General features: G+C 65.2%; 24 protein-coding genes and 1 pseudogene. 23 read left to right on the top strand and 2 right to left on the bottom strand.

Going from position 1 to position 25,655, the window contains the following annotated elements; all coding sequences use genetic code 11:
* Window positions 1-18: 18 nt before the first annotated feature.
* The 4 genes from ACT6UX_RS28580 (at window position 19) to radC (ending at window position 7,460) form a co-directional block, all read left to right on the top strand.
* Window positions 19-4,353, top strand: coding sequence for a strawberry notch-like NTP hydrolase domain-containing protein (locus ACT6UX_RS28580; protein ID WP_444778552.1), 4,335 nt, complete (start codon window positions 19-21; stop codon window positions 4,351-4,353).
* A gap of 10 nt (window positions 4,354-4,363) precedes the next feature.
* Window positions 4,364-5,383: a DUF7146 domain-containing protein gene (locus tag ACT6UX_RS28575; protein ID WP_444778551.1), complete on the top strand. Its 1,020-nt coding sequence runs from the start codon at window positions 4,364-4,366 to the stop codon at window positions 5,381-5,383.
* 322 nt (window positions 5,384-5,705) lie between these two features.
* Window positions 5,706-6,641: a DUF2493 domain-containing protein gene (locus ACT6UX_RS28570; protein ID WP_444778550.1), complete on the top strand. Its 936-nt coding sequence runs from the start codon at window positions 5,706-5,708 to the stop codon at window positions 6,639-6,641.
* Window positions 6,642-6,779: 138 nt separating this feature from the next.
* The gene (radC, locus tag ACT6UX_RS28565; RefSeq protein ID WP_444778549.1) at window positions 6,780-7,460 is read left to right on the top strand and encodes a RadC family protein; all 681 of its coding nucleotides are present in this window, start codon (window positions 6,780-6,782) and stop codon (window positions 7,458-7,460) included.
* Between the two features lie 15 nt (window positions 7,461-7,475).
* Here the strand turns inward: radC and ACT6UX_RS28560 are convergent.
* Window positions 7,476-8,033 (bottom strand): annotated as a pseudogene (locus ACT6UX_RS28560) (flavin reductase family protein); the annotation flags it as partial.
* Window positions 8,034-8,200: 167 nt separating this feature from the next.
* On the opposite strand from ACT6UX_RS28560, the gene ACT6UX_RS28555 reads away from it, so the two are divergent.
* Together ACT6UX_RS28555 and ACT6UX_RS28550 are read left to right on the top strand one after the other, a co-directional pair.
* On the top strand, window positions 8,201-8,674 hold the full coding sequence (locus ACT6UX_RS28555; protein WP_444778548.1) for a hypothetical protein: 474 nt from the start codon (window positions 8,201-8,203) through the stop codon (window positions 8,672-8,674).
* 531 nt (window positions 8,675-9,205) lie between these two features.
* Complete coding sequence (locus tag ACT6UX_RS28550) at window positions 9,206-9,529, top strand: DUF736 domain-containing protein (RefSeq protein WP_444778547.1); 324 nt, start codon at window positions 9,206-9,208, stop codon at window positions 9,527-9,529.
* A gap of 279 nt (window positions 9,530-9,808) precedes the next feature.
* Here the strand turns inward: ACT6UX_RS28550 and ACT6UX_RS28545 are convergent, their stop codons facing one another.
* Window positions 9,809-10,036, bottom strand: coding sequence for a helix-turn-helix domain-containing protein (locus ACT6UX_RS28545; protein WP_444778546.1), 228 nt, complete (start codon window positions 10,034-10,036; stop codon window positions 9,809-9,811).
* 244 nt (window positions 10,037-10,280) lie between these two features.
* On the opposite strand from ACT6UX_RS28545, the gene ACT6UX_RS28540 reads away from it, so the two are divergent.
* From ACT6UX_RS28540 to trbL, 17 genes are all read left to right on the top strand, one after another.
* Window positions 10,281-10,544, top strand: coding sequence for a DUF2285 domain-containing protein (locus ACT6UX_RS28540; protein WP_444778545.1), 264 nt, complete (start codon window positions 10,281-10,283; stop codon window positions 10,542-10,544).
* A 149-nt stretch (window positions 10,545-10,693) separates the two neighbouring features.
* Window positions 10,694-10,939 (top strand): transcriptional regulator domain-containing protein, encoded by a 246-nt coding sequence (locus ACT6UX_RS28535; protein WP_444778544.1) that lies wholly within the window; start codon window positions 10,694-10,696, stop codon window positions 10,937-10,939.
* 187 nt (window positions 10,940-11,126) lie between these two features.
* A complete protein-coding gene (locus tag ACT6UX_RS28530; RefSeq protein WP_444778543.1) occupies window positions 11,127-11,468 on the top strand; it encodes a DUF2285 domain-containing protein in 342 nt (113 codons plus the stop codon).
* 143 nt (window positions 11,469-11,611) lie between these two features.
* Window positions 11,612-11,893, top strand: coding sequence for a helix-turn-helix transcriptional regulator (locus ACT6UX_RS28525; RefSeq protein WP_444778542.1), 282 nt, complete (start codon window positions 11,612-11,614; stop codon window positions 11,891-11,893).
* Between the two features lie 13 nt (window positions 11,894-11,906).
* Window positions 11,907-12,779 (top strand): replication initiator protein A, encoded by an 873-nt coding sequence (locus tag ACT6UX_RS28520; RefSeq protein ID WP_444778541.1) that lies wholly within the window; start codon window positions 11,907-11,909, stop codon window positions 12,777-12,779.
* Between the two features lie 244 nt (window positions 12,780-13,023).
* The gene (locus ACT6UX_RS28515; RefSeq protein ID WP_444778540.1) at window positions 13,024-13,488 is read left to right on the top strand and encodes a DUF2840 domain-containing protein; all 465 of its coding nucleotides are present in this window, start codon (window positions 13,024-13,026) and stop codon (window positions 13,486-13,488) included.
* Window positions 13,485-13,994, top strand: a complete 510-nt coding sequence (locus ACT6UX_RS28510; protein ID WP_444778539.1) for a S26 family signal peptidase — start codon at window positions 13,485-13,487, stop codon at window positions 13,992-13,994. Before ACT6UX_RS28515 ends, ACT6UX_RS28510 begins: the two co-directional genes overlap by 4 nt.
* 104 nt (window positions 13,995-14,098) lie before the next feature.
* Window positions 14,099-14,815 (top strand): lytic transglycosylase domain-containing protein, encoded by a 717-nt coding sequence (locus ACT6UX_RS28505; protein ID WP_444778558.1) that lies wholly within the window; start codon window positions 14,099-14,101, stop codon window positions 14,813-14,815.
* 349 nt (window positions 14,816-15,164) lie between these two features.
* The gene (locus tag ACT6UX_RS28500; RefSeq protein WP_444778538.1) at window positions 15,165-17,264 is read left to right on the top strand and encodes a DUF3363 domain-containing protein; all 2,100 of its coding nucleotides are present in this window, start codon (window positions 15,165-15,167) and stop codon (window positions 17,262-17,264) included.
* Between the two features lie 129 nt (window positions 17,265-17,393).
* Entirely contained in the window at window positions 17,394-19,388 is a 1,995-nt protein-coding gene (locus ACT6UX_RS28495; protein WP_444778537.1) for a conjugal transfer protein TraG, read from the top strand.
* Window positions 19,389-19,396: 8 nt separating this feature from the next.
* On the top strand, window positions 19,397-19,840 hold the full coding sequence (locus ACT6UX_RS28490) for a CopG family transcriptional regulator (RefSeq protein WP_444778536.1): 444 nt from the start codon (window positions 19,397-19,399) through the stop codon (window positions 19,838-19,840).
* Between the two features lie 138 nt (window positions 19,841-19,978).
* Entirely contained in the window at window positions 19,979-20,947 is a 969-nt protein-coding gene (gene trbB / locus ACT6UX_RS28485; RefSeq protein ID WP_444778535.1) for a P-type conjugative transfer ATPase TrbB, read from the top strand.
* Entirely contained in the window at window positions 20,944-21,270 is a 327-nt protein-coding gene (locus ACT6UX_RS28480; protein ID WP_444778534.1) for a TrbC/VirB2 family protein, read from the top strand. The genes trbB and ACT6UX_RS28480 overlap by 4 nt, the downstream gene beginning before the upstream one ends.
* Window positions 21,270-21,533, top strand: coding sequence for a VirB3 family type IV secretion system protein (locus ACT6UX_RS28475; RefSeq protein WP_068189496.1), 264 nt, complete (start codon window positions 21,270-21,272; stop codon window positions 21,531-21,533). The genes ACT6UX_RS28480 and ACT6UX_RS28475 overlap by 1 nt, the downstream gene beginning before the upstream one ends.
* 10 nt (window positions 21,534-21,543) lie before the next feature.
* A complete protein-coding gene (gene trbE / locus ACT6UX_RS28470) occupies window positions 21,544-23,982 on the top strand; it encodes a conjugal transfer protein TrbE (RefSeq protein WP_444778533.1) in 2,439 nt (812 codons plus the stop codon).
* A complete protein-coding gene (gene trbJ, locus ACT6UX_RS28465) occupies window positions 23,979-24,716 on the top strand; it encodes a P-type conjugative transfer protein TrbJ (protein WP_444778557.1) in 738 nt (245 codons plus the stop codon). Before trbE ends, trbJ begins: the two co-directional genes overlap by 4 nt.
* A gap of 37 nt (window positions 24,717-24,753) precedes the next feature.
* A partial coding sequence (trbL, locus tag ACT6UX_RS28460; RefSeq protein ID WP_444778532.1) for a P-type conjugative transfer protein TrbL occupies window positions 24,754-25,655 on the top strand: 902 nt, incomplete at its 3' end.

The following is a 25,655-nucleotide window of genomic DNA, read 5'->3' as shown; positions in this document are numbered from 1 at the left end:
TCTCCCGAGGTCTCTTCCATGTCGAATGTATCCCTCTCGGCGGCGGCGCCCACGCTGCTACGCCCGCTCGCCCGAACTTCTGCGGACGCTTCTGCCGGCATTGCCGCGGCAGCGCAGCTTATTCTCCTTCACCTCGAGCGTGGTAGTCGCATCGATGCGGTCATCCTGCGCGCCGCTATGGAGCACGCCTTCGGCGGCTCCGATGCGGCCGGCGCCTGGGACTGGAAGACCGCCTACGAGGCCTGCGAAGTGGCGACCGTGCTGTTCATGCGCAAGTTCGGCCCGGCCATTCAGGCACGGGCGGGCGCGCCGGCTGCCGAACTGCCTATGCTAGGCAGGATCGCGGCACTTCTTCCAACCCAGACCCGCCGATCCGAAGAGAGCCAGGCGCTGCAGCAATTCTCGACGCCGCTGGCGCTCGGGTTTGTCGCCGCTACCGCCGCTGCGATCGGGCCGACCGATTTGGTGCTCGAGCCTTCGGCCGGCACGGGCCTGCTCGCGATCTTTGCCGAACTCGCGAGCAGCGGGATGGCCCTCAACGAGCTGGCGGAGACCCGCGCGGCCTTGCTCGGGCGGCTGTTTCCCGATGTCGCGACGACACGCTACGACGCGGCTCACATCCACGACCATCTCGACGATGCCGTGCGCCCGAGCGTCGTGCTGATGAACCCGCCTTTCTCGGTCGCGGCGCATGTCGACGGGGCTGTCCCGGACGCCGCCCTGCGCCATGTCTCCTCGGCGCTTGCCCGCCTCGCCGAGGGTGGGCGCCTGGTCGCGATCACCGGCGCCGGCGTCTCTCCGGACCATCCATCGTGGCGCGAGGCCTTCATCCGCCTCCAGGAACGCGGCCGCGTCGTGTTCAGCGCTGCTGTCGATGGTCGCGTGTATGCCCGCCACGGTACCGCGGTCGAGACTCGGCTGACGGTCATCGATCGCGTACCTGCCGATGATCCGAGGGCGCTTCCGGCATCACAAGGCATGGCGCTCGATGTCGCCACGCTGCTTCAGTGGGTCACGTCGCATGTTCCATCGCGCCCGCCTGTTCCTGGCACGACGGCGGCTCCTGCATCCGCTCCTCTCTTTACGGTCACGTCGAGCCGGAGGCCTGCACGGCAACCGCGCGCCGTTGCCCGCGATGCGTTTGAACCGGTGGGCACCCAGCTCGCCTACGAGACAGCTGGCTGGACGCCGGCGGAGGGCGGCAGCTTCACCGAGGCCCTGTATGAAGGATACGACCTCCAGTCGATCCGGATCCCCGGCGCGCGGCCGCATCCGACGCGGCTCGTGCAGTCGACAGCGATGGCATCGGTCGCGCCGCCCAAGCCCAGTTACAGACCGAGCTTGCCGCCGAAGGTCGTCAGCGATGGGCTGCTGTCCGATGCCCAGCTCGAGAGCGTCATCTATGCGGGCGAGGCCCATGGCGGCCATCTCGCCGGGTCGTGGACGGTCGACGAGACCTTCGATGTCGTCGCGGCCGCATCCGACGACGCTCAGAACGCCGTGCGCTTTCGGCGCGGCTGGATGCTGGGCGATGGCACCGGCGCCGGCAAGGGCCGTCAGGTCGCCGGCATTCTGCTCGACAACTGGCTGCAGGGCCGGCGACGGGCGGTGTGGGTGTCGAAGTCCGACAAGCTGATCGACGACGCCCAGCGCGACTGGTCGGCGCTCGGCATGGAGCGCCTGCTGGTCACGCCACTGGCGCGCTTCCGCCAGGGCACGCCGATTCGGCTGGAGCAGGGCATCCTTTTTGCCACCTACGCCACGCTGCGGACCGACGCGCGCGAGGAAAGGGTTTCGCGGGTCCGGCAGATCGTCGATTGGCTGGGATCGGACTTCGATGGAGCGATCGTGTTCGACGAAAGCCATGCGATGGCCAATGCGGCCGGCGGCAAGGGCGAGAGGGGCGACCAGGCGCCGTCGCAACAGGGCAGGGCCGGCCTGCGTCTGCAGCATGCATTGCCCAACGCTCGCGTCGTTTACGTGTCCGCGACGGGCGCCACGACGGTGCACAACCTCGCCTACGCCCAGCGGCTCGGTCTGTGGGGCAGCGAGGACTTTCCTTTCGCCACGCGCGCCGAATTCGTGCAGGCCATCGAGGCGGGCGGTGTAGCCGCCATGGAAGTACTGGCCCGGGACCTCAAGGCGTTCGGCCTGTATGCGGCCCGCTCCCTGTCCTACGAAGGAGTGCAGTACGAGCTGGTCGAGCACGCGCTCACATCGGAGCAGGTCCGCGTCTACGATGCCTATGCCGGCGCCTTCCAGGTCATCCACAACAATCTCGACGCTGCCCTGCAGGCTGCCAACGTCTCCGGCGAGCGCGGCACACTCAATGCGCAGGCGAAGTCCGCGGCACGCTCGGCCTTCGAGTCCGCCAAACAGCGCTTCTTTTCCCACCTGATCACCTCGATGAAGACGCCGACCCTGATTCAGTCGATAGAGCGCGATCTGGCAGCCGGGCATGCCGCGATCATCCAGATCGTGTCGACCGGCGAGGCCCTGTTGGAGCGTCGCTTGGCCGACATCCCGACCGAAGAGTGGGGTGACGTGCAGGTCGACATCACCCCGCGCGAGTACGTGCTCGACTACCTCGCGCACAGCTTCCCGACCCAGCTGTTCGAGCCCTTCACCGATGGCGACGGCAATCTCTCCTCGCGGCCGGTTTATCGTGACGGTCAGCCGGTGCAGTGCCGCGACGCCGTCGAGCGCCGCGACCGGCTGATCGAGCGGCTGGCGTCGCTCGCGCCGGTCCAGGGTGCGCTCGATCAGATCGTGCAGCGTTTCGGGACCGACCTGGTCGCCGAGGTGACCGGGCGATCCCGGAGGATCGTGCGCAAGGGTGAACGGCTGTGCGTTGAGAGCCGTCCCGCCTCCGCGAATCTCGCCGAAGCGCAGGCCTTCATGGACGACGACAAGCGCATCCTGGTGTTCAGCGATGCCGGCGGCACCGGCCGCTCCTACCATGCCGACCTTTCAGCCCGGAATCAGCGCCTGCGCGTGCATTACCTGCTGGAGGCTGGCTGGAAGGCGGACACGGCCATTCAGGGGCTGGGCCGTAGCAATCGCACCAACCAGGCCCAGCCGCCACTGTTCCGGCCGATCGCCACCGACGTGAAGGCCGAGAAGCGCTTTCTCTCGACCATCGCTCGGCGCCTCGACACGCTGGGTGCCATCACCAAGGGCCAGCGCCAGACCGGCGGCCAGGGCCTGTTCCGCGCCGACGACAATCTCGAATCGCCCTACGGCCGGGCGGCGCTGCGTCAGCTCTATATGTTGCTGTTCGCCGGCAAGGTCGAAGGCTGTTCGCTGGAGGTTTTCCAGGCGGCGACAGGACTGCATCTGACCGACCAGGACGGCAGCCTGCGTGAAGAGCTGCCGCCGATCACGACGTTCCTCAATCGGCTGCTGGCGCTCACCATCGGTCTTCAGAACACGCTGTTCGGCGTGTTCGAGGACCTGCTGCACGCGAAGATCGAAGGGGCGCGGGCCTCAGGCACGTACGACGTCGGCGTCGAGACTTTGACGGCCGAGAGCCTGACGGTGACTCAGCGCCAAGTGGTCTATGTCCATCCCACGACCGGAGCCGAGACGCAGGTATTCACTGTCCGCCGTCGGGAGCGCAACCAGCCTCTTGCCCTGAGCGAAGCATTGGACCGGGCCGGCGATCCTCGCGCGGTCCTGCTTGTCAATGCGCAGTCGGGCCGGGCGGCGTTACAGGTGCCGGCGCCCAGCGTCATGCTGGACGATGGCGAGGTCGAGCGCCGCGTCCGGCTCGTGCGTCCGATGGAGAGGACAGCCCTTTCGGTAGCAGCCCTTGAGCAGTCGCACTGGCGGCGGGCGGATCAAGCGGCCTTTGCCCAGGCCTGGGCACGGGAACTCGCCGAGATACCTCCGTTCACCGAGAGCGAGCTCCATATTGTCACGGGCCTGCTGCTGCCCATCTGGAAGCGTCTGCCGGAGGAATCCATGCGGGTCTACCGCCTGCAAACCGATGCGGGAGAGCGCGTCATTGGCCGGCTGGTCTCGCCAGCCTGGGTGGCGCAAGCCGTCAGCGCCGATGCCATCAGTATTTCTCCGGCGAGCGCCTGGAGCGCCGTGCTCGATGGTCGGATCATACTCGAGCTGCAGGACGGGCTGAGCGTGCGCCGCTCCAAGGTGATGGGCCTGTTCCGGGTGGAACTCTGCGGCTTCACCGAGGGCATGGTCGATCGCCTGAAGGCGATGGGGCTGATCTCCGAGATCATCGCCTGGAAGCTCCGTCTCTTCGTGCCGACCGGCACCGTCGGCCCTCGAATACTGGCGGCCTTGATGGACCGCTATCCGATCGTGCGAATCGCCGATCGAGCCGCAGCGTGAGGGGGCGGCCATGTTGTCGCCTGCCGCGGATTTGGCTCGCCGCCTCGCGCGCGACGCCGAGGCGGTATGTCGTCATTATCTCTCCAACGGCCGTCGCGAGGGCCGCTACTGGCTGGTCGGCGATGTCGCCAACACCAAGGGCCGCAGCCTGTTCGTCCGGTTGAGCGGTCCGGATCACGGCAAGGGCGCTGCTGGAAAGTGGACGGATGCCGCCTCGGGGCAGCATGGCGATCTTCTCGACCTGATCGGCCTCAATCGCGGGTTCGATCGCCTGCGCGATATCCTCGATGAGGCACGCGTGTTCCTGGCCTTGCCGCCGGACCCGCTCCCACCATTGCAGGGGCGGCCGCCGGCGCCGCGAGGTTCGCCCGAATCTGCGCGGCGTCTCTATGCGATGTCTCGGCCGATAAGCGGCACCTTGGCTCAGGCTTATCTGCACGGCCGGGGAATTACGACCGTACTTCACGGCGATCCGCTGCGCTTTCATCCGCGCTGCTACTACCGGCCCGACGAGGACAGCCCGACCGAGACCTGGCCGGCTCTGATCGCCGCTGTCACCGATCTGGACGGCACGATCACCGGCGCACACCGTACCTGGCTCGATCCCTCCGGCCGTAACAAGGCGCCGATCGCTTCCCCGCGACGGGCCATGGGCCATCTTCTCGGGCACGGTGTCCGCTTCGGCGCGGCCCACGACGTGATGGCCGTCGGAGAAGGGATCGAGACCATGCTGTCCCTGCGCATGATCCTGCCGACTCTGCCGATGGTCGCCGCGCTCTCGGCCAATCATCTCGCCGCCTTGCTGCTTTCACCGACCCTGCGCCGTCTCTATGTCGCTCGCGATACCGACCCGGCCGGTGACGCCGCGACGGCCAGCCTGTGCACCCGCGCGGAGGCCGCCGGGATCGAGCCGTTCGTCCTGTCGCCCTGCCTCGACGACTTCAATGACGATCTCCGATACCGGGGAATCGAATGGCTCCGGGCATCAGTCCGCCGGCAGCTCGCCCCGCCGGACGTGGTGCGTTTCTAGGCTTTGGTCCGTGAGGGGATGAGCACGGGCACATGAAACTCTTCGTCATTGGTCGCTCTGCTGCCCTTCGGATCGGACCGAAGCGCGCCCCGGCCTTCTAGAGGGGCGATCGGACGGCAGGCAGCCCGGTCCCACAACGGCGGTCTTTCGGCTTTCTTCCCCTGCCGGCTGCGCCGGCATTCCTCGCGAGGCAAGAAAGCCTCGGCCCGCCGTCCTCCGCTGCGCTCCGGCCGCAAGCGCGGTGCGGGCCCGTTCCGCCCGCCGTCTTTCGACGCCCACGAAGGCCGCGATGGGCGCGGTCGATTCGACAAAGGACAGCATCATGGCGACCAACGACGATCCCGACTTCGAGCCCGTGCACGCGTCATCCCCGACCGATCACGTCCTCGCAGAGCTGCAGCTGCATGGCCACCGTCCCTTCCAGGACGAGCCCGACCCGCGGCCGTTGCCGGAAGCCAACGTCATCACCGGCGCCGTCGTCGACATCTTCGATGCGCTGGTCTCGACCCTCACCGACACCCGTCTCGAGCCCGATCTCGAGGACCTGCTGTGGTCGACCGTCAACCTGTTCCATCGCGGCGTCGACCGGATCGAACGCGAGCTCGACGGCAATGAGCAGGCGCAGCGGCGCAGCCAGAAGGAGCAGAACGGCTCGGAAATCCGCTCGGTCGAGTTGGAACGTCTTGTCGCCGAGGGCTTGACCTTGATCGAGCGCCGCAATGCACTGGAACTCTTCCGCGACCAGGCCGCCGAACGCTTCGAGTTCCACACCGGCTCGACCTGGCGGCCACGCACCGGTTCGATGGTCAACCACCGGGCTCTCACCGCCGCCATGATCGACAGCCGCGAGTTCCTGGCCGCTCGTCGTCGCGCCGAGACCGAGCTGCTGGTGCCGGCCGGACCGAAGATCGCCTTCACCGGCGGTGCCGACTTCAACGACCACCCGCTCATCTGGAGCACGCTCGACAAGGTCCGCGGCAAGCATCCCGACATGGTGCTGCTGCACGGTGGTTCGCCGACCGGCGCCGAACGCATCGCCGCCCGCTGGGCCGATAGCCGCAAGGTAACGCACGTCCCGTTCAAGCCGGACTGGACCCGTCACGCCAAGGCCGCACCCTTCAAGCGCAACGACCAGATCCTGGAGGTCCTGCCGATCGGCGTCATCGTGTTCCCTGGGTCGGGCATCCAGGAGAACCTGGCCGACAAGGCGCGCAAGCTCGGCATTCCCGTGTGGCGGTTCGGTTCGGGTGGCGCGTGAGCGCCACCTCTCTTCTCCCGTCTGCGGTGATAGCCGGACCTGGTGAGAGCGAGAGGAAGGCCGGGAGCGGGTGAGCCGCCGGGCCTTCAGAGAGAGCGGGCGGCGGCTCGCCCCTTCCTGCTCTCCGGGACATGATCGATGTCTGCTTCAACTTTGACTTCTGCATCCGCGTCGCGGCGCCAAGGTCCCGTCATGAGGGGCGCTCTTGCCGTTCTGCCGTCTGCAGAGACGACGGAGCAGGACCTGCTCGCCGGATTGCTGGCTTCAGCGCAAGGGAGCGAACAAGCTTCTGCTCTCTTGCAGCACTTTCCGAGCATTGGCCATGTCATCGCAGCCGAAGCGGCGCAGCTTCGCGCCTTCGGATTGACGGGCCGTGACATTGCTGCGTTACGGCTTGTCCGCGAGATCGCGTGCCGCATGGCCAGATCCGAGGTGCGTAGGCGTCCCGTGCTCACCAACTGGCAGGCGCTGATCGCCTACCTGCAGATGGCAATGGCCGGCGAGCAGGTCGAGCAGTTCCGAATCCTGTTTCTCGATACCAAGAACAATCTCATCGCTGACGAGGTGCAGCAGCGGGGCACCGTCAATCACACGCCTGTCTACCCGCGGGAGGTCATCAAACGAGCATTAACTCTAAACGCCTCCGCTTTGATCGTTGTCCATAATCATCCATCTGGCGATCCCAAGCCGTCGCGGGACGACATCGAGATGACGCGGGAATTGAAAGCAGCTGCCAAGTCTCTCGAGATCGAGCTGCACGACCACGTCGTGATCGGTCATGGCACTCATGCTTCGTTCCGGTCGCTTGGATTGCTGTAGAATCGCCGTCTCCTGCAACATGCCCGGTCTGAACTGCGATCGCCGGCTGATGACCTTGCCGGCGATCATGAACACGCCGTCACCGGTGTAATGCATCGTCTCGGGATGCTTGGGCGAGGCCGCGACGCGCGCCTTTACGACCTCGAAGATGAAGAAGTTGTACTTGGAGATGAGGCTGCCATCCGCCAGCCGGCTTTCGAAGCTGGCATGGCATTCGGCGATCAGCGGGGCGCTGACTTCCTGCGCCTTATGCGGGGTCAGCTTGAACGTCTCGAACTTGTCGATCTCCGCCCCGGATGTGTTGCCAACCCCGATCACCTGATCCGTGAGCGCCGTCGTCGGAAGGTTGATGACGCATTCCTTGCTGCGCCGGATCAGGCCGAAGCCGTGATTGCCGCCGGCGATCACGCAGCCGACCAGGGACGGCGTGAACTCCATTACCGTATGCCAGCCCATGGTCATGATGTTGCGCTGGTCGCCATGCGCCGAGGTGACGAGCACGATCGTTCCGGGTTCCAGGCAGCGCCGGATTTCGGAGACCGGCAGGTCTATCTTGCGGTGGCGGCGCGCCATCTTTCCTCCCTTGTCTGGAATGACGTTCCTCGAATTCATCGAGGTCCAGCGTCTCTCATTTGCAACCCAAAGTCTCTCTTCTGCCACATTCAATCCTGATAAGATCCGCCGGCGCCAAGGTGGTGGTGGAAAGCGCGACCGTTCGAACCTGGTCACGGAGACCCACCATGCTTGCTACCGGCATTGTTTTCAGCATCGTCGGCCTCGGCTTCTTCTGCTGGCTGCTGTTCACGCTGGCCATCTATGCGCTCCCCACCTTCGCCGGACTCGCCGTGGGATTGGCGGCGTTTCACAGTGGGACCGGCGTCGTGGGCGCGATCACTGTCGGATTGTTGGTGGGCGGGGCAGTCTTGGCGCTTGGACAGTTCGTTTTCGCGGCCACGCCCACGCCGCTCCGTGTCATCGTCGGTCTGGTCTATGCCGTTCCGGCTGCCATCGCCGGCTATCAGGTGTCGTTTGCCTTGGCGAGCCTCGTCATGCCCGGCAGCGTATGGCAGGGGGCATTCGCCGTAATCGGCGCCGTCGTCTCTGGCTGGACGGCCTTTTCGCGTCTGGCCCTGTTAGCCCCGCCGTTGGACGGGCGAGGCACGGGAAGCGCTTGCTCGCCTGCTGATGGGCGGCTGCACGGCCAGGGCCGCTGACGCTTTTTCGTCTTCCTCATCGGATAGGTTGGCAAAGATCAGGACGGTGAACGCCACCTGGACCCGGCAGGCGAACGCAGCCCTCCGTGAACACTTCGAGGAGGCGACCCTCTGGCGAGCCGACTGAGTGCAGGTGAGATGCTCTATCGACGACCGGTTGGGTGAGACGATGCCGTCGTTTTTCTACGCTAGGGTCGCCGTCTCTTCGCCCGGCATGCCGATCCTCTTGCGCAGGACTTCAGGTTGGCCACGACTTCTCCCGAGGATGCTGTTCGGCGCGCGACCACGGCCTCTCTTTTGGCTGATCTGGCCAGAGGACGGCTGCGCCTCGATCGCCTGAGCCGCAACGGCGGCGGTTCGACTTTCTTCCCCTGGGCTTCGCCCATTCCTCGCGCGGCAAGAAAGTCGCCCGCCGCCATCCTCCGCTCTGCTCCGGCCCGTGAACGGGTGCGGCGTCGATCGCCTCCGGCCTGCAGATCGCCATCGAGGCCGCGATGGTCGCGGGGCTCGAAACAGCACAGGAGAAGTCACATGGCCAACATCGGTTCCTTCAAGAAGATCGGCAACGAGTACCAGGGCGAGATCGTCACCTTGAGCGTCCAGGCGAGGGGCGTCCGCATCGTCCCCGAGGCCAACCGTAGCAATGACAACGCCCCGAGCCACCGGGTATTCGTCGGCCGGGCCGAGATCGGGGCCGCCTGGTCGAAGCGCTCCAACGAGGGCCGCGACTACCTCTCGCTCAAGCTCGACGATCCGAGCTTCAATGCGCCGATCTTCGCCAACCTGTTCGACGACGAGGACGGCGAGGGCTTCAGCCTGATCTGGTCGCGCAACCGCAAGAAGAACGGCGAGTAAGTCGCTGTCCCCGAGGCCCCGCCCGGTTCGCCGGGCGGGGCTTCTCTATGCTCGGGCCGCCGTGATTTCTGAAAGCCAGAAGGCTCGCCATGGGGTAGCGCCTGTCAGCCCTCGATCGTTCTTTTTCGTTCGGCTTCTAGGACTGATGGGACGGTGCGCATCCGGCTTCGCCGGACCGGGCTCTATGCGGCCGAATAGAGGGGAAGCGGCCGCACGAAGCCACGCTTCGGTTGAAGCGAGGGAAGGGTGTCTTCGCCTGACGGTTACGATCCCTTGCGCTCACGACCGTGACTTTTGAACCGAGTCCACAAACAGGTCGGCCGGACGCACCTTCAAGGCCTCTGCCAGTTGCCAGATCGTCAGGAGAGTGACGTTCTGCAGCCCTCGCTCGATCGCACTGACGTGGGCCCGGTCCACACCCATCCGGACGGCGACGGCCTCCTGACTGAGGCCCGCTGCCAGTCGATAGGCACGGACGTTGGCGCCGAACACCTTGCGAATGTCCATCCGCAGGATAGGAGGCAATCGCGTATTCTGACGCTACGTACTATAATACGCGGCGCAATCTGATGGCGCGGCGGCGTCTCTATGCTTTTATGCAGATCAGGCTGCAATAGCCTTCACTGTCCGCCGGGTGAGCATCGAAGTTGGTCGATGTGATGCGCGGCTTGCATCGCCAATTGGCGTTGGGCTGTGACTATGCGGTGGTTGGAGTTCTGACGAATGTTCTTCTCTCGCTGCGATTCCTGAGATGACGACGCCTCCTTTTGACGACTGCCCTCCTGAAAGCGACGGGGTCACGTCGTACGACGAGCGGCACTTCGTGACCTATCTACGTTTGCTGGATTCGGCGGCCGAGGCCGCAGACTGGCGAGAAGTCGTGCGTATTGTCTTCCAGCTTGATCCGCAGTTGGAGCCCGGCCGCGCACGCTTGGTCTACGACACACATTTGTCCCGGGCTCGGTGGATGACCGAGAAGGGTTTCCGTGATCTCTTGCGCGCATCGCGCAACTGACGGGCAGGGCACCGAGAATGGACTTTTAGATACCCGCCTGGGGGCGTCTTCGCATGACATCGCGCGTTCGGCGTTCGGGCTCTTCAACAGCCCTTGGTCGCATGAAAGGGTTGGCCCGTTAGCCCTGAGTTCGCGTAACGGAGTCTTTGATGACCAAGAGACCCGATTGGAGGTCGCCCCAGTACGTTGAAGCGCTGAAGGATCTCGATCGTGCCGGGTTCGCGTGGGAGTTCCTACGACGCAATCCAGCATACCAAGAGGACTACGACCGGATTGACGACGATCCAGAGGAATCGGCATTGAGCCCCGAGACGGTGGGAAGGAACTGGGGGCTTTCCTTTCGCCCGGGACCCCTCACTCGATGCGACTGCCACGCGGATTCTATGGCGGCCTGAGCTGCTTCCCCATGCCGTGCTGCTCGTTCCCGCCCCTAAGAGTTTCGAGGACGCCTACCGCTTCGAAGCACTGGACCGCTTGCCGTCATCGGTAGACCTACGGCGCGGCGGAGAGCGGCGCTGCATCGTGAACGATGCCGATGGCCCACATTCCTTGTGGATCGAGGGTGAGCGTCCAGGATTACCAATGGCGGCGCTCGTCCCCCTGGATGAGACCGTTCTCCTTCGCCTCGCCGGTCTGGTGCGCCTCAAGCGCCGCCTCGATCGCCACCCGGCAGGTCCGCTTCCGTCCGCTTGGCAGATCACGGCGCGTCTCCGCAGACGGCTTCTAACCATGATCCGTGCGTTGGATGGTCACCTGGAGGGCGCAAGTTATCGCGAGGTGGCACGGGCGCTCTATGGCCCCGAAGCGGTAGGGCGATTCCCCTGGAAGACCTCATCGGTCAGGGGCCAGACGATCCGATTGGTCGCCGATGCCCTCGCCATGATGGACGGCGGCTATCGAAAGCTGCTGCGCGCCAGCCGCTAGCCTCTTCCGACATCAGGGCAGGGGGGTATCGCCAACCTCCGCGGCCAGTTCGTCATCCTCCCGGCCCGCGAATCTCCGCCACCGTGACCGTCGTTACGCCGTCGCCTCTCGACGGCTCTCGTCACAACCACGGAGTCACCCGCATGCCCGATCCTGCCGCCGGCCTGCCGCCGCGCTTTTTGCGAACGCCGGAAGCCGCACGTTTTCTCAGCCTCTCCGGACGTACCCTCGAGAAACACCGGACCTACGGTACAGGCCCAACCTATCGGAAGATCGGCGGTCGAGTCGTGTACGCGGTCGACGATCTCAAGGCCTGGGCCGACCGCGGAGCCAAGACGTCGACCTCCGATCCCGGGACAGGGACTGTGCTTCCTGCAAAGCCGCACATGAACCCGCTCACCAACGCCCCTCGTGTTCGGCGCTGAGCGGAGGCAAAACGTGACCCTCAAACACAAGCGCATCAGCGAGCGAGACCAGCTCGACCTGTTCAGGGCGTTGCGGGGCGATCTCGCACCGCGTGACGCCCAGGACCTCATGGCCTACCCGTTCTTCTCACTCGCCAAGTCGAAGCGTGTACAGCCCATCGACTACCGCACCCGCACGGTCGCCATACGGGTCGAGGCCGTGCCGGATCACGGTATGGCGACCATCTGGGACGCCGATGTGCTGATCTGGGCCGCCTCGCAGATCGTCGAGGCCAGAGACGCCGGCTTGAAGACCTCGCGTCTGATGGCTGCCACACCTTATGAGATCTTGACGTTCGTCGGCCGAGGCACCGGCGCCCGTGATTATGACCGCCTGAAGGCGGCATTCGACCGTCTCCAGTCCACCACCGTGCTGACTTCCATCCGTCAACCTGCAGAGCGGCGGCGCCACCGCTTCTCCTGGATCAATGAATGGAAAGAGACGGCCGACGCCCACGGTCGCCCGCTCGGGCTGGAGCTCATCCTGCCGGACTGGTTCTATGCCGGCGTTCTGGACGACGCGCTGGTGCTCACAATCGACCGTGCGTACTTCGATCTGACGGGTGGTCTGGAGCGCTGGCTCTATCGCATCGTCCGCAAGCACGGCGGCCGTCAGGCTGACGGGTGGAGCTTCGATTTTTCGCATCTCCACGCTAAGTCCGGCAGCCTCTCACCGCTCAAGCACTTTGCTTACGATGTGCGCGAGATCGTCCGCCGGCAGGCGCTTCCCGGCTATCGGCTTTGCATCCAACGTGGTTTGCGCGGTGCTGAACGGCTTGAGTTCATGGCCATCCCGCGCGATCCGTTCGTCCATCGGCCGGTGGGTCCTTCTGGGGACAAGCTGTGACTCGCCTCGTGCTATCGGGGACGTGGGCCATCGTGCCATCGGGGACCCGATCCTCGTGCTATCGGGGACCAGAATCGCCGGATTTCCTTTCGCCCTCAACGGCTTCGCGCTTCCTTAACTTCCCTAACCCAGATTCCTTCGGAATCTGTCTAACGGACCAGAGTTGTCCACCGCTGGGGATAGCAGCCTCGCCGGGAAGGGACGGGCAAAAAGGCGCGGGTCCGATTCGGCCACGAGGTCGCGCATGACCGATCTCACGCATGTCGAACTGCTGTGGCTCGAGAAGCAGATTGAACGATGGATACGCTTCGGCCGGCCGGCAGACGAACAGATCCTCGATCGGCGACGGCGGATCCTCTCGTTTACACCCGGCAGTGTCTTCGGCTTCGTCCGGTGGGCTGCCAACGACTACGGCACGATCGCTTCCCGTATCGACATCCTTCGTGCCGTGCGCCCGAGCGAAGCCTGCTCGACCATCCCATACGTGCGGCCGGGTGCGGACATCCTGTTGCGCGCTTCCGGCTGGCCGAAGGTCAAGCATGTGTTGCAGATGATCGATATTGTCGAAGCGCTGGACGTCGATCCCTCTGACGCAGCACCGGATTATTGGCGCCATGTCCACAGTCGTCTGGCGGTCGGGGAAGCGCTGAGGCCCTACACGCTGGCACGCCACAAGGCCTGGCTGCTGCGGCAGAGACTCGAGCCGTGACGCGCCGTGTGTGCATTCTGCTGCTTGGGACGGGTGTGGTCAGCCTGACGGTGTCGGCGCTCTTTCAGTCGCATCGCGTGCTTCTGTGGAACGCGTCGGCCAGCGTGCCCGTCGGGCTTTACTTACTCGAGACCACCGACACGCGGTATGTTTCTGAACTGGTTGCTGTCCTGCCGCCGGACCCGCTCGCCCGCTACCTTGAAGCCGGCAACTACCTGCCACGCGGCGTTCCCATGTTAAAGCATGTCCTGGCGCTTCCGGGTCAGACTGTCTGTCGAAAGGGTCTCGTCATTACCATCGATAAGGTTCCTGTTGGAATGGTGCGCGAACGCGATCGGCGCGGGCGCTCTTTGCCAGTCTGGCAGGGCTGCCGCGTCATCTCGCAGGACGCGCTCTTCCTGATGAATCCGCAATCGGCCGACTCGCTGGACGGGCGGTATTTCGGTCCGCTGCCGACATCAGCCGTCCTCGGTCGCGCGCATCGCATTTGGACAAAGGATGATTGACCATGCAGTGCCCCCGCTCTGAGCTTCTCGCAAGCCTGTCTACACGGCGTCGCAATCCCTCCTCCTTCCCGGTCAGGGTCCGTCACAAGACCGTCGCGTTGATCGTGTCGCTGGCTGCCCTCCTGCTCATGTCGGCCGCCGTTTCATCTGGTGGTGTGGCCCGTGCCGAGCCAGCCACTGCATTCATATCAAAGACCGCGCCGGACGACGCTCCCTATGCAGACTTCGTACGCGAAGCGGCCCAGCGATTTGGCGTACCGGCATCCTGGATAGGAGCGGTGATGACCATTGAAAGTGGTGGTGATGTGCGGGCTCTTTCGCCAAAAGGGGCCATGGGCTTGATGCAGGTCATGCCCGAAACCTGGGCTGGTTTGCGTGTCCGGCATGGTCTCGGTGACGATCCGTATGATCCGCGCGACAACATCCGCGCTGGCGCGGCCTACTTGCGCGAACTTCATGAGCGCTATGGCTCACCTGGTTTTCTGGCCGCCTATAATGCAGGTCCCGGACGTTACGACGAGCACTTGGCCACAGGACGAGCGTTGCCGTATGAGACGCAACTCTACCTGGCTACTCTCGCGCCGCTGATCGAAGAACGGCAGGCCGATGACATTGTTACCGCCAGCCGTCGCACCGTTCCCTGGCAGGAAGCGCCGCTATTCGTAACGAGGGATGAGGAGAATTCCGCACTCACGCCGTCAGTGCCCAAGACGACGACTGAGCGGCCGTCACGCGGCCGGTCCGCCGAGAGCTTATCGCGGTTAGAAGCACGGACTGACAGCTTGTTTGCTCGCAATGGAAGCGCAATGCGTTTGCCCTGACGTGGAGAGCAGACGAGTGGATCATCAAGCTGTGCTCGTGAGAGTGCTCATGAGGTTCATCGGCTCAGAGACCCAGATCATGGACGGCAAGATAAAGCGGGTGGCCCCGCCGCCGTCGCTGTGCTCCTAAAGTTTTGTCTGCACGTTGTTTTTCGAGCGCGACGCGCCGGCTCTCGGCGACGAGCATATGGCTCCTGAAGCATTTTTGTCTTTGTTTTCAAGGCGCTTGGCGCCGTCGCTCCTTAGGTAACCCTTCCGACGCTGCGCTGGAACCACCTTTACTACGCCCTGCAACGACACTTGTGTTCTGGAGCTTGCAGACGTTCGCGTTGCTGCCAATCGTTATGCCATGGCACGCGACGATGACGACTTACGTCTCCGGCCCGGAAGGATCCGGAACCGCGTCGACGCGCGGATCGGCAAGCGCCGTGCCGGGCGCAGCCGTGCGTCGACCTTCAACGGGCAAGTTCAGCAGGCTATTCGACGGGCCGGCGGCAATCCCTCCCGGTTGGGCGAGGCCGGGAAGGGACGCGGCCGGTACAACGAACGGGGGCGCGGTGCCTCGGTGGCCGCGGCGTTGAAAAACCGGAATGCCTGGAGCCGAGTCGATGGCATCCGCACCCGCTCACGTCGGGTGGCGGTCAAGGCTCGCATCGTGAAGCTCAATCCGCAGCGAGGCGCGGCAGGCGGACGCCATTTCGTCAGCGCCAAAGCCGTCGATGCCCATCTGCGGTATCTCCAGCGCGATGGTGTAACGAAGGACGGAGAAAAAGGCCAAGTCTACTCGGCCAGCCAGGATGTCGAGGATGGTCGTGCATTCGTGGAACGGGGTCGGGAAGACCGCCACCAGTTCCGCTTCATCGTGTCGTCCGAGGAGGGTGTCGAGCTCTCTGATCATCGCGCGACCACCCGCGAACTCATGAAGCAGATGGAGGCCGACCTTGGCACCGGCCTCGACTGGATCGCGGTCGATCACCACAACACCGGCCACCCTCATACTCACATCATCGTTCGGGGAGTGACCGACGATGACAAGACTCTCAACATCGCTGGCGATTACATCGCTTATGGCATCCGGGAGCGGGCTAGCGAAATCGTAATGCGGGAGCTCGGCCGCCAGACCGAGCAGGAGGTGTCCCGTGGCCTGGAGCGGGAGGTCGATGCGGATCGGTTCACGCGCCTCGACCGCATGCTGCTTGCCGAGCAGAGGAGCCGAACCGAGTTCGCCGACCTAAGGCCGGACCGGGACATGCTCGAGAGCCTGCGACAGAATCGGGCGCTGCTGATCCGGCGGGCGCGCAAGCTGGAGCGCATGGGCTTGGCCGCCGAGGTCGAGCCAGGCCGGTGGACGGTATCGCCCAGGGCCGAACCCGTCCTGCGAGATCTGGGCGAGCGCGGCGACATCATCAAGACCATGCACCGGGCACTGGATCGCGAAGGGTTAGCCGACGCCCGCTCCGTCGCGGGCTATATCCTTCATCATGAGGAGATCACGGCGCCGATCGTTGGCCGGGTGCTCGACAAGGGGCTGGCGGGCGACGAGATGGGCGAGCGGATGCGGCTGGTCGTCGACGGCGTGGACGGGCATGTCCATCATCTCGAGATGGATCCGGCCCGCGTAGAGAATATTCAGCGCGGCATGATCGTGACCGCTGGGGCCGCCGAGGCGGGACCGCGCGCATCGGACCGCAATATCCTCGCAATGGCGGGGGAGGAGAGGATCTATCGGCCGGCCGCACATCTGGAGCAGGCCGTCGGGACCGTCGAGCGTATCGGCGGCGATCCCGCGGCCTATGTCCGATCCCACGTCCGGCGCCTGGAGGCACTGCGACGGGCCGGCCATGTCGAGCGGATCGACGCCGACCACTGGCGCATCCCCGCCGACCTGGCCGAGCGCGGACAGGCCTACGACCTCGCACGGGCGGGCGCGTCCGGTCGGGTGACCGTGCTCTCGGCGACGGGGCTCGAGCAGCAGGTCCGTCATGATGGCGCGACGTGGCTCGACCGGGAGCTGGCGTCTCGGCAGCGCACCGTTCTGGCCGAAGACGGATTCGGCCGGGACGTGACCGCCGCGCTTGCCAGGCGCCGGCGATGGTTGGCCGACAGGGGTTATGCCACGGACGTCGGCGACGGGCGGATCCGGGTTTCTCGCGACGTGGTGCAGCGGCTTGAGGCTCGCGAGGTCGCGCGCGTCGGCCGCGCGCTCGCCGCCGAACGGGGGCGGGAATGGCAGCCCGCCATTCCAGGGCGCCACGTTGCCGGGACGCTGGTCGGATCCACGCAGCTTTCGAGTGGACGGTTCGCCATGCTCGACGACGGGCTCGGCTTCAGCCTGGTTCCGTGGCGGCCCGTGCTCGAACAGCATGTGGGACGATTGGTTTCTGGGGTCGCCTTGCACGGCGGTGATGTCAGCTGGTCTCTAGGCCGGCGTCGAGGACTGGGGCTTTAGCGGGGAAGTAGAACGATGCTGCCAGACGCCTTCCGGAACTCTACCAGATTGCACGCCAGAACCGCCGCGTGAGCGCTCTGTTCGTCGTCGGCATTGAATGATGGCAAGTGACTGCTTGATCTCCTCGGTATGTCCGCGACGAAGATCCTGTGGGGGCAGATCACCCTCGTCTTCGCAATTGTGCTCATAGCAATATGGGCGTCGACGCAGTGGACCGCCTGGCGACTGGGTTATCAGCCCCAGCTCGGGCCGCCATGGTTTGAGCTCGCCCAGGTCCCGATCTACTTCCCACCGACCTTCTTCTGGTGGTGGTACGCCTTCGACGCCTATGCCCCTGCGATTTTCGTGGAGGGCGCCTGCATCGCGGCCTCGGGCGGCTTCATCTCGATTGGGGTCGCGATCGGCATGTCGGTCTGGCGCGCGCGCGAGGCGAAGAACGTGGCGACCTACGGTTCGGCACGTTGGGCGACAGCAGGCGAAGCCCGCCACGCAGGACTGATCGGCCCCGACGGCGTGGTCCTGGGCAAGCTCGGCGCCGAGTATTTGCGCCATGAAGGACCAGAGCACGTTCTTTGCTTTGCGCCGACCCGTAGCGGCAAGGGCGTTGGCCTGGTCGTGCCGACCTTGCTGACCTGGCCGGGCAGCTCGATCGTTCACGACATCAAGGGAGAGAACTGGGAGCTGACCTCGGGATTCCGGTCCCGGCATGGCCGCGTGCTGCTGTTCGATCCGACCAATGCGGCGTCGGCGGCCTACAATCCGCTCCTCGAGGTGCGGCGCGGCGAGTGGGAAGTCCGGGACGTCCAGAACATCGCCGACGTCCTGGTCGATCCCGAAGGCGCGCTGGAGCGCCGGAACCACTGGGAGAAGACCAGTCACGCGCTTCTGGTCGGGGCCATCCTGCATGTCCTGTACGCCGGGCAGGACAAGACCCTCGCGGGGGTGGCGGCTTTCCTGTCAGACCCCAAACAGCCAATTGATACGACGCTTCGGACGATGATGACCACCGCGCACCTCGGCGAGGCGGGCGTCCATCCGGTCATCGCCTCGGCGGCGCGAGAACTGCTGAACAAGAGCGAGAACGAGCGCTCGGGTGTGCTCTCGACCGCCATGTCCTTCCTCGGCCTGTACCGGGACCCTGTCGTTGCGCAGGTAACGCGTCACTGCGACTGGCGCATTCGCGACCTCGTCGAGAACGAACGGCCGACGACCCTCTACCTCGTGGTCCCGCCCTCCGACATCAGCCGGACCAAGCCGCTGGTGCGGTTGGTGTTGAACCAGATCGGCCGCCGGCTGACCGAAGAGCTCCACGCCAAGGGGCGGCGGCACAGGCTGCTGCTCATGCTCGACGAGTTTCCGGCTCTTGGGCGCCTGGACTTCTTTGAATCGGCGCTGGCCTTCATGGCCGGTTACGGATTGAAGAGTTTTCTCATCGCCCAGTCCCTGAATCAGATCGAGAAGGCCTACGGTCCGAACAACGCTATCCTGGACAACTGCCATGTCCGTGTGTGCTTTGCCACCAATGACGAGCGTACCGCCAAGCGCGTCTCGGATGCGCTCGGCACCGCCACGGAGATTCGTGATGCCAGGAACTACGCCGGCCATCGGCTCAGTCCGTGGCTCGGGCATCTCATGGTTTCTCGGCAGGAGACGGCGCGACCGCTGCTGACGCCCGGAGAGGTCATGCAGCTGCCGGCGAGCGACGAGTTGGTCCTGGTCTCTGGCTGCCCACCGATCCGGGCCAGGAAGGCCCGGTACTACGAAGACCGGCAGCTGACAGAGCGTCTGCTGCCGCCGCCCCAGTTGGAGCGGCTGAGACCTTCCAGCCTCACCCACGATGACTGGAGTGGCGCGCCTGTTCCCTCAGCTTCGACGGGGGAGGCAGCGAACGGGCTTCAGGAAGGGCAGCCCAGTGACGATCCCGCCAATGGCGGCATTCGGCGGGAGCCGGAGCTTGCCGAGCATGAAGACATCGTGCCCGAGCCGGTCACGCCTTCGCCCGAGTTCGAGTTCGCCGAAGACGAGGCGGATGACGACGTGGTGCGTGCCCGCCGCTTGCGCGCAACGGTTCGGGGACTCGCCCGCCAGGCCGCGATGGACCCTGGCGATGGCATCGACCTGTGAGCCGATAGATGCGTACCAAGCATACCTTTCGCCTGCCGCCCGATCTGGCGTTGAAGCTTGCCGACTATGCGTCGCGCAAACGTGTGCCTCAGGCTCATGTCGTGGAGGCCGCACTCGCCTCGTTCCTGTCGCCGGATGCCTCGGAAAGACTGGAAGGAGCGCTTGGCCGCCGGCTGGACCGGCTCGTTCGACAGGTCGAAAGGCTGGAACGCAATGTCACGATATCGAATGAGGCGCTTGCGCTGTTCGTGCGCTTCTGGCTGACCACCACGCCCTCTTTGCCTGACGGCGCACAACAGGCTGCGCAAGCCAAGGGCCGCGAGCGCTATGAAGGCTTCGTCGATGCTCTTGGCCGGCGCTTGGCGAAAGGCAGGACGCTCGCGCAAGAAATCTCACAGGACATCGAGCCAGGAGAGGGCACGGAAAGCGCCCTGCCCCAGGAGCCTGTTTGAGCGGTCACGCGCATTCACACGACCTTCTACGCCAAAGCACTACGACCCCTCGGTTGTTGTTGCGCTGAGCGTATCGCTCCTTCTTCTAATCGACCCCGTTCGACGGCCGCTGTTGCGGCGCTGCAAATCGGGGTGACGATGACGGTCCATTCCTTCCAGGCAGAGATCATTTCTCGGGGCGCGCGCATGCTGCGCAACGCGCTCGGGCCGGCGATCGCGACCTGGCTCGAAGACCCATCCGTCGTCGAAGTGATGCTCAATCCCGATGGTCGACTCTGGATAGACCGGCTTTCGACCGGTCTGGCAGAGACGCAGGAGAGACTGGCAGCCGCCGAAGGGGAGCGCATCGTGCGGCTGGTCGCCCATCACGTCGGCGCCGAGGTCCATCCCGGCAGCCCGCGTGTATCGGCCGAGTTGCCGGAGACGGGCGAACGGTTCGAGGGTCTGCTGCCGCCCGTCGTCGCGGCGCCCACCTTCGCGATCCGCAAGCCTGCCGTCGCCGTCTTCACCCTCGACGACTATGCAAGGGCAGGGATCATGACGATGAGCGAGGCCAGCGCGCTTCGGCAGGCCGTTGCCGATCGCCGCAACATTCTCGTGGCCGGGGGCACCTCGACAGGCAAGACGACGCTCGCCAACGCGCTCCTGGCCGAGGTGGCCAAGACCGCCGACCGGGTGGTGCTGATCGAGGATACCCGCGAGCTGCAATGCCGCGCCGCCAACCTCGTGGCATTGCGCACGAAGGATGGCGTGGCGTCGTTGTCCGAACTGGTGCGCTCATCGCTTCGGCTGAGGCCTGACCGAATCCCGATCGGTGAAGTGCGGGGTGCCGAAGCGCTCGACCTCTTGAAGGCGTGGGGAACCGGCCATCCCGGCGGCATTGGGACGATCCATGCGGGCACGGCGATCGGGGCGTTGCGACGCCTCGAGCAGCTCATCCAGGAAGCCGTCGTCACGGTGCCGCGCGCTCTGATTGCCGAGACGATCGATCTCATCGCCGTGTTGTCCGGTCGGGGGAGCGCCCGGCGGCTGACGGAACTGGCCCGCGTCGAGGGCCTCGGCGCCGACTCGGACTACGCCCTCTCACCCGCAGGAGAACATCAATGAAGTGTTTTGCAGTGCAGCGCGCCGTGACGGCGGCCGGGGTTCTGTCATCAAGTGTTTTGGTCCACTCGTCGGTAGCGTTTGCGGCGGGTTCCAGCATGCCCTGGGAACAGCCGTTGCAGCAGGTTCTGCAATCGGTCGAAGGGCCGGTCGCCAAGATCGTTGCGGTGATCATCATCATCGTCACCGGTCTCACCCTGGCGTTCGGTGACAGCTCTGGTGGCTTCCGGAGGCTGATCCAGATCGTGTTCGGCATCTCGATCGCCTTTGCCGCCTCGAGCTTCTTCCTCTCGTTCTTCTCCTTCGGCGGTGGGGTCCTGGTCTGATGACCGAGCCCGTTGCCGGCTTCGTGGTGCCGCTCCACCGCGCCCTGACCGAGCCGATCCTGCTGGGCGGTGCGCCACGCTCGATCGCGATCCTCAACGGCACGCTGGCGGCGGCCATCAGCTTGGGACTGCGCCTTTGGGTGGCTGGCCTCGTGCTTTGGCTCATCGGTCATGGCCTGGCCGTCTGGGCGGCCAAACGCGATCCGCTCTTCGTCGACGTAGTGCGCCGTCACGTGCGCATTCCCGGCCGGCTAGGTGTGTGAGGAAGTTGTCATGATGAATCTCGCCGAATACCGGAACTCCGCCACGCGCCTTGCAGATTTCCTTCCTTGGGCAGCACTGGTTGCCCCCGGTGTCGTCCTGAACAAGGATGGCTCGTTCCAGCGAACAGCCTGTTTCCGCGGCCCCGACCTCGACTCCGCTGTGCCGTCAGAGCTCGTCGGCGTCGCGGGACGGCTGAACAACGTCCTGCGGCGCCTTGGATCGGGCTGGGCCCTCTTCGTCGAAGCGCAGCGGTTGCCTGCCAGCATCTACCCGGAGGGAAGGTTTCCGGACGCAGCATCGGCACTGGTCGATGCCGAGCGCAAGGCGGCCTTCGAGGAGCAGGGCGCCCACTATGAGTCGGCCTACAACCTGACCTTCCTCTATCTGCCGCCGGCCTGGGAATCGGCGGGCGCCGAGCGCTTTCTTTACGAAGGCCGCCACCGCGCCGCGGGGACGGATGCTCGTGAGATCCTGGCCGGCTTCACCGATCGCACCGACAGGGTCCTGCAGCTGCTCGATGGCTTCATGCCCGAGTGCCGCTGGCTCGATGACGCCGAGACCCTGGCCTATCTCCATTCCTGCATCTCCAGCCGGCGCCAGCGCGTGAGGGTGCCGGAAGTGCCCATGTATCTCGATGAGCTTCTCGCCGATCAGCCGCTGACCGGCGGCCTCGAACCGAAGCTCGGCGACTGCCATCTGCGGGTGCTCACGATCGTCGGCTTCCCCGGCACGACCACGCCGGGACTGCTCGATGAGCTCAATCGCCTGGCCTTTGCCTATCGCTGGTCGACGCGGGCCATCATGCTCGACAAGACCGACGCCACGCGCCTGCTGACGCGCATCCGCCGTCAGTGGTTCGCCAAGAGGAAGTCCATCGCGGCCATCCTCAAGGAGGTGATGACCAACGAGGCCTCGACACTGGTCGACACCGATGCTCACAACAAGGCGATCGATGCCGATGCGGCGTTGCAGGAGCTCGGCTCGGACGCGGTCGGCGCGGCCTATTGCACGGTGACCGTCACGGTATGGGACGCCGACCCGCGCGTCGCCGATGAACGGCTGCGTCTCGTCGAAAAGGTGATCCAGGGCCGCGACTTCACGTGCATAGCGGAAAGGATCAATGCCGTCGACGCGTGGCTCGGCTCTCTTCCCGGGCATGCCTACGCCAATGTGCGTCAGCCGCCGGTCTCGACGCTCAACCTGGCGCACATGATCCCGCTCTCGGCGGTCTGGGCCGGGCCGGCGACCGACGAGCACCTCGATGCGCCGCCGCTGCTTTTCGGCAGGACTGAGGGGGCGACACCCTTCCGGTTTTCGCTTCATGTCGGCGATGTCGGCCATACGCTGGTTGTTGGCCCGACAGGCGCCGGCAAGTCCGTGCTGCTGGCCCTCATGGCTCTGCAGTTCCGGCGCTATGACAAGGCGCAGGTGTTCGCCTTCGACTTCGGCGGTTCCATCCGTGCCGCGGCGCTTGCGATGGGTGGGGATTGGCACGACCTCGGCAGCGCGCTCAGCGAAGAGGCGAGGGAGCCCGTCGCCCTCCAGCCGCTGGCGGGCATCGACGATGTCGCAGAACGGGGCTGGGCGACAGACTGGATTGCCGCCCTCCTGGCCCGTGAAAAGATCGTCCTCTCGCCCGAGGTGAAGGACCATGTGTGGTCAGCCCTTGGGTCGCTGGCATCGGCGCCCGTCGAAGAGCGCACCCTGACAGGGCTGTCGGTACTGTTGCAATCGGCCGCCCTCAAGCGGGCCCTCCAGCGCTATTGCTTGGGAGGCGCCTATGGCCGTCTGCTGGATGCAGAAGCCGAACGGCTCGGCAGGACCTCGGTGCAGGTCTTCGAGACCGAGGGGCTGATCGGTACCGGCGCCACGGCTGCCGTCCTCGCCTATCTATTCCATCGAATTGAGGCGCGTCTTGACGGCAGTCCAACCTTGTTGATTGTCGACGAGGGGTGGCTCGCCCTGAACGATGAAGGTTTTGCCGGCCAGTTGCGCGAATGGTTGAAGACCTTGCGCAAGAAGAACGCCTCAGTGGTCTTCGCCACGCAATCACTTTCTGACATCGATGGCTCCGCGATCGCGCCGACCATCATCGAGAGCTGCCTGACCCGGCTCTTCCTGCCGAACGAGCGGGCGATCGAACCGCAGATCACGGAGATCTATCGCCGCTTCGGTCTTAATGACCGTCAGATCGAGATTCTCGCCCGGGCGACGCCGAAGCGTGACTACTACTGCCAGTCCCGTCGCGGCAATCGGCTGTTCGAACTCGGCCTTGGCGAGGTCGCGCTTGCTCTCACGGCGGCTTCGTCGAAGGCCGACCAGGCTCTCATCGAACGGATTCTCGAGGAGCATGGCCGCGAGGGCTTCCTTGCCGGCTGGCTTCAGGCCCGCGGCGCGCCGTGGGCTGCCGATCTCATCCCCGACTTCAGCACAGGAGAATTGTCATGACTTCTTTCCGTCGTAGCGGCGTCACGCTTGTGGCCGTCCTCGCTCTCTCCGGCGGTGCTTTGCCGGCCTCGGCGCAGATGACCGTGTTCGATCCCAGCAATTATTCGCAGAACCTGCTAACGGCGGCCCGCACGCTCGAGCAGGTCAACAATCAGATCGTGTCGCTGCAGAACGAAGCGCAGATGCTGATCAACCAGGCCCGCAACCTCGCGAGCCTGCCGTACTCTTCGTTGCAACAGCTTCAGCAATCCATTGGGCGGACCCGCCAACTGCTCGGCCAAGCGCAGAATATCGCCTACGATGTCCAGCAGATCGATCGGGCCTTCTCGACGACCTATGCGCCGGCGTCGGCAAATCAGTCGAACCAATCGCTGATCGCCAATGCGCAGACCCGATGGCAGAACTCCGTCGCAGGCCTCCAGGACGCTTTGCGTATGCAGGCGACCGTTGTGGGTAATCTCGGCACCAACCGCCAAGAAATGTCCGCCTTGATCGATGCCAGCCAGGGTGCGGCAGGAGCGCTGGAGGCGGCGCAAGCTGGCAACCAGCTCATCGCGCTTCAAGCGCAGCAGCTCGCCGATCTCACGGCGACGGTCGCGGCGCAAGGGCGGGCACAGAGCCTCGAGGCGGCCGCGCGCGTCGCGGCGCAGGATCAGGCGAAGGAGCAGCTTCGCCGCTTCCTCGCGCCGAACACGGGCTATCAGCCGTCGACCGTCCGCATGTTCAACGAATGAGTCTGCCGTATGGGCAGAAGGCACGGAGTGAAAACCGATGGGCGGCACGGGCGTTATCGACCGATTCCTCGCAGTCTTTACCAGCTATATCGACAGCGGTTTCGGCTTGCTGGGCAGCGAAGTGGGCTTCCTCGCAGCCACCCTGACCGCGATCGACCTGACGCTTGCCGCGCTGTTCTGGGCCTGGGGCCGGGACGAGGATGTCGTCGCCCGGCTCGTCAAGAAGACTCTGTTCATCGGTGTCTTCGCCTACCTCATCGGTAACTGGAACAGTCTGGCCCGCATCGTATTCGACAGCTTCGCAGGCCTTGGCCTGAAGGCCTCCGGCACCGGCCTGTCGGCGGCGGATTTTCTGCGGCCCGGGCGGGTCGCCCAGGTCGGCCTCGACGCCGGACGGCCGCTCCTGGAGTCGATTTCGGGACTGATGGGCTACATCAGCTTCTTCGAGAACTTCATTCAGATCGTGGTCCTGCTGTTCGCCTGGGTCGTGGTGCTGCTCGCCTTCTTCATCCTCGCCGTCCAGCTCTTCATCATCCTGATCGAGTTCAAGCTGACGACGCTCGCCGGCTTCGTGCTCATTCCGTTCGGACTCTTCAGCAAGACCGCGTTCCTGGCCGAGCGGGTGCTGGGCAATGTCGTGTCCTCCGGCGTGAAGGTGCTGGTGCTGGCGGTCATCGTCGGGATCGGCTCGACGCTCTTCTCTCAATTCACGTCGGGCGCCGGCGCGCAGCCCTCCATCGAAGATGCCATGGCACTGGTGCTGGCCGCCCTGGCCCTGCTGGGCCTCGGAATCTTCGGGCCCGGCATCGCCAACGGCATCGTCTCGGGCGGGCCCCAGCTGGGGGCCGGCGCAGCGGTCGGGACCGGGCTGGCGGCCGGTGGTCTCGCCGCCGCAGGAGGCGCCCTGGCTACGGGCGGTGCGAGCGCGCTGGCCGGTGC

This window comes from Reyranella sp., from assembly GCF_052439685.1.
Taxonomy (GTDB): Bacteria; Pseudomonadota; Alphaproteobacteria; order Reyranellales; family Reyranellaceae; genus Reyranella.
Note: the sequence above shows the minus strand (reverse complement) of the source record. Positions and strands in the feature narration are given on the sequence as shown.

Coding starts and splice junctions, on each gene's coding strand:
- ACT6UX_RS28575 (WP_444778551.1), top strand. CDS start 4,364: ATGTTGTCGCCTGCCGCGGATTTGGCTCGCCGCCTCGCGCGCGACGCC.
- ACT6UX_RS28490 (WP_444778536.1), top strand. CDS start 19,397: ATGCGTACCAAGCATACCTTTCGCCTGCCGCCCGATCTGGCGTTGAAG.
- trbB (WP_444778535.1), top strand. CDS start 19,979: ATGACGGTCCATTCCTTCCAGGCAGAGATCATTTCTCGGGGCGCGCGC.
- ACT6UX_RS28480 (WP_444778534.1), top strand. CDS start 20,944: ATGAAGTGTTTTGCAGTGCAGCGCGCCGTGACGGCGGCCGGGGTTCTG.
- ACT6UX_RS28555 (WP_444778548.1), top strand. CDS start 8,201: ATGCTTGCTACCGGCATTGTTTTCAGCATCGTCGGCCTCGGCTTCTTC.
- trbJ (WP_444778557.1), top strand. CDS start 23,979: ATGACTTCTTTCCGTCGTAGCGGCGTCACGCTTGTGGCCGTCCTCGCT.
- ACT6UX_RS28475 (WP_068189496.1), top strand. CDS start 21,270: ATGACCGAGCCCGTTGCCGGCTTCGTGGTGCCGCTCCACCGCGCCCTG.
- ACT6UX_RS28525 (WP_444778542.1), top strand. CDS start 11,612: ATGCCCGATCCTGCCGCCGGCCTGCCGCCGCGCTTTTTGCGAACGCCG.
- ACT6UX_RS28540 (WP_444778545.1), top strand. CDS start 10,281: ATGACGACGCCTCCTTTTGACGACTGCCCTCCTGAAAGCGACGGGGTC.
- ACT6UX_RS28515 (WP_444778540.1), top strand. CDS start 13,024: ATGACCGATCTCACGCATGTCGAACTGCTGTGGCTCGAGAAGCAGATT.
- ACT6UX_RS28550 (WP_444778547.1), top strand. CDS start 9,206: ATGGCCAACATCGGTTCCTTCAAGAAGATCGGCAACGAGTACCAGGGC.
- ACT6UX_RS28580 (WP_444778552.1), top strand. CDS start 19: ATGTCGAATGTATCCCTCTCGGCGGCGGCGCCCACGCTGCTACGCCCG.
- radC (WP_444778549.1), top strand. CDS start 6,780: ATGTCTGCTTCAACTTTGACTTCTGCATCCGCGTCGCGGCGCCAAGGT.
- ACT6UX_RS28495 (WP_444778537.1), top strand. CDS start 17,394: ATGTCCGCGACGAAGATCCTGTGGGGGCAGATCACCCTCGTCTTCGCA.
- ACT6UX_RS28570 (WP_444778550.1), top strand. CDS start 5,706: ATGGCGACCAACGACGATCCCGACTTCGAGCCCGTGCACGCGTCATCC.
- ACT6UX_RS28530 (WP_444778543.1), top strand. CDS start 11,127: ATGGCGGCGCTCGTCCCCCTGGATGAGACCGTTCTCCTTCGCCTCGCC.
- ACT6UX_RS28535 (WP_444778544.1), top strand. CDS start 10,694: ATGACCAAGAGACCCGATTGGAGGTCGCCCCAGTACGTTGAAGCGCTG.
- ACT6UX_RS28500 (WP_444778538.1), top strand. CDS start 15,165: ATGGCACGCGACGATGACGACTTACGTCTCCGGCCCGGAAGGATCCGG.
- ACT6UX_RS28545 (WP_444778546.1), bottom strand. CDS start 10,036: ATGGACATTCGCAAGGTGTTCGGCGCCAACGTCCGTGCCTATCGACTG.
- trbE (WP_444778533.1), top strand. CDS start 21,544: ATGATGAATCTCGCCGAATACCGGAACTCCGCCACGCGCCTTGCAGAT.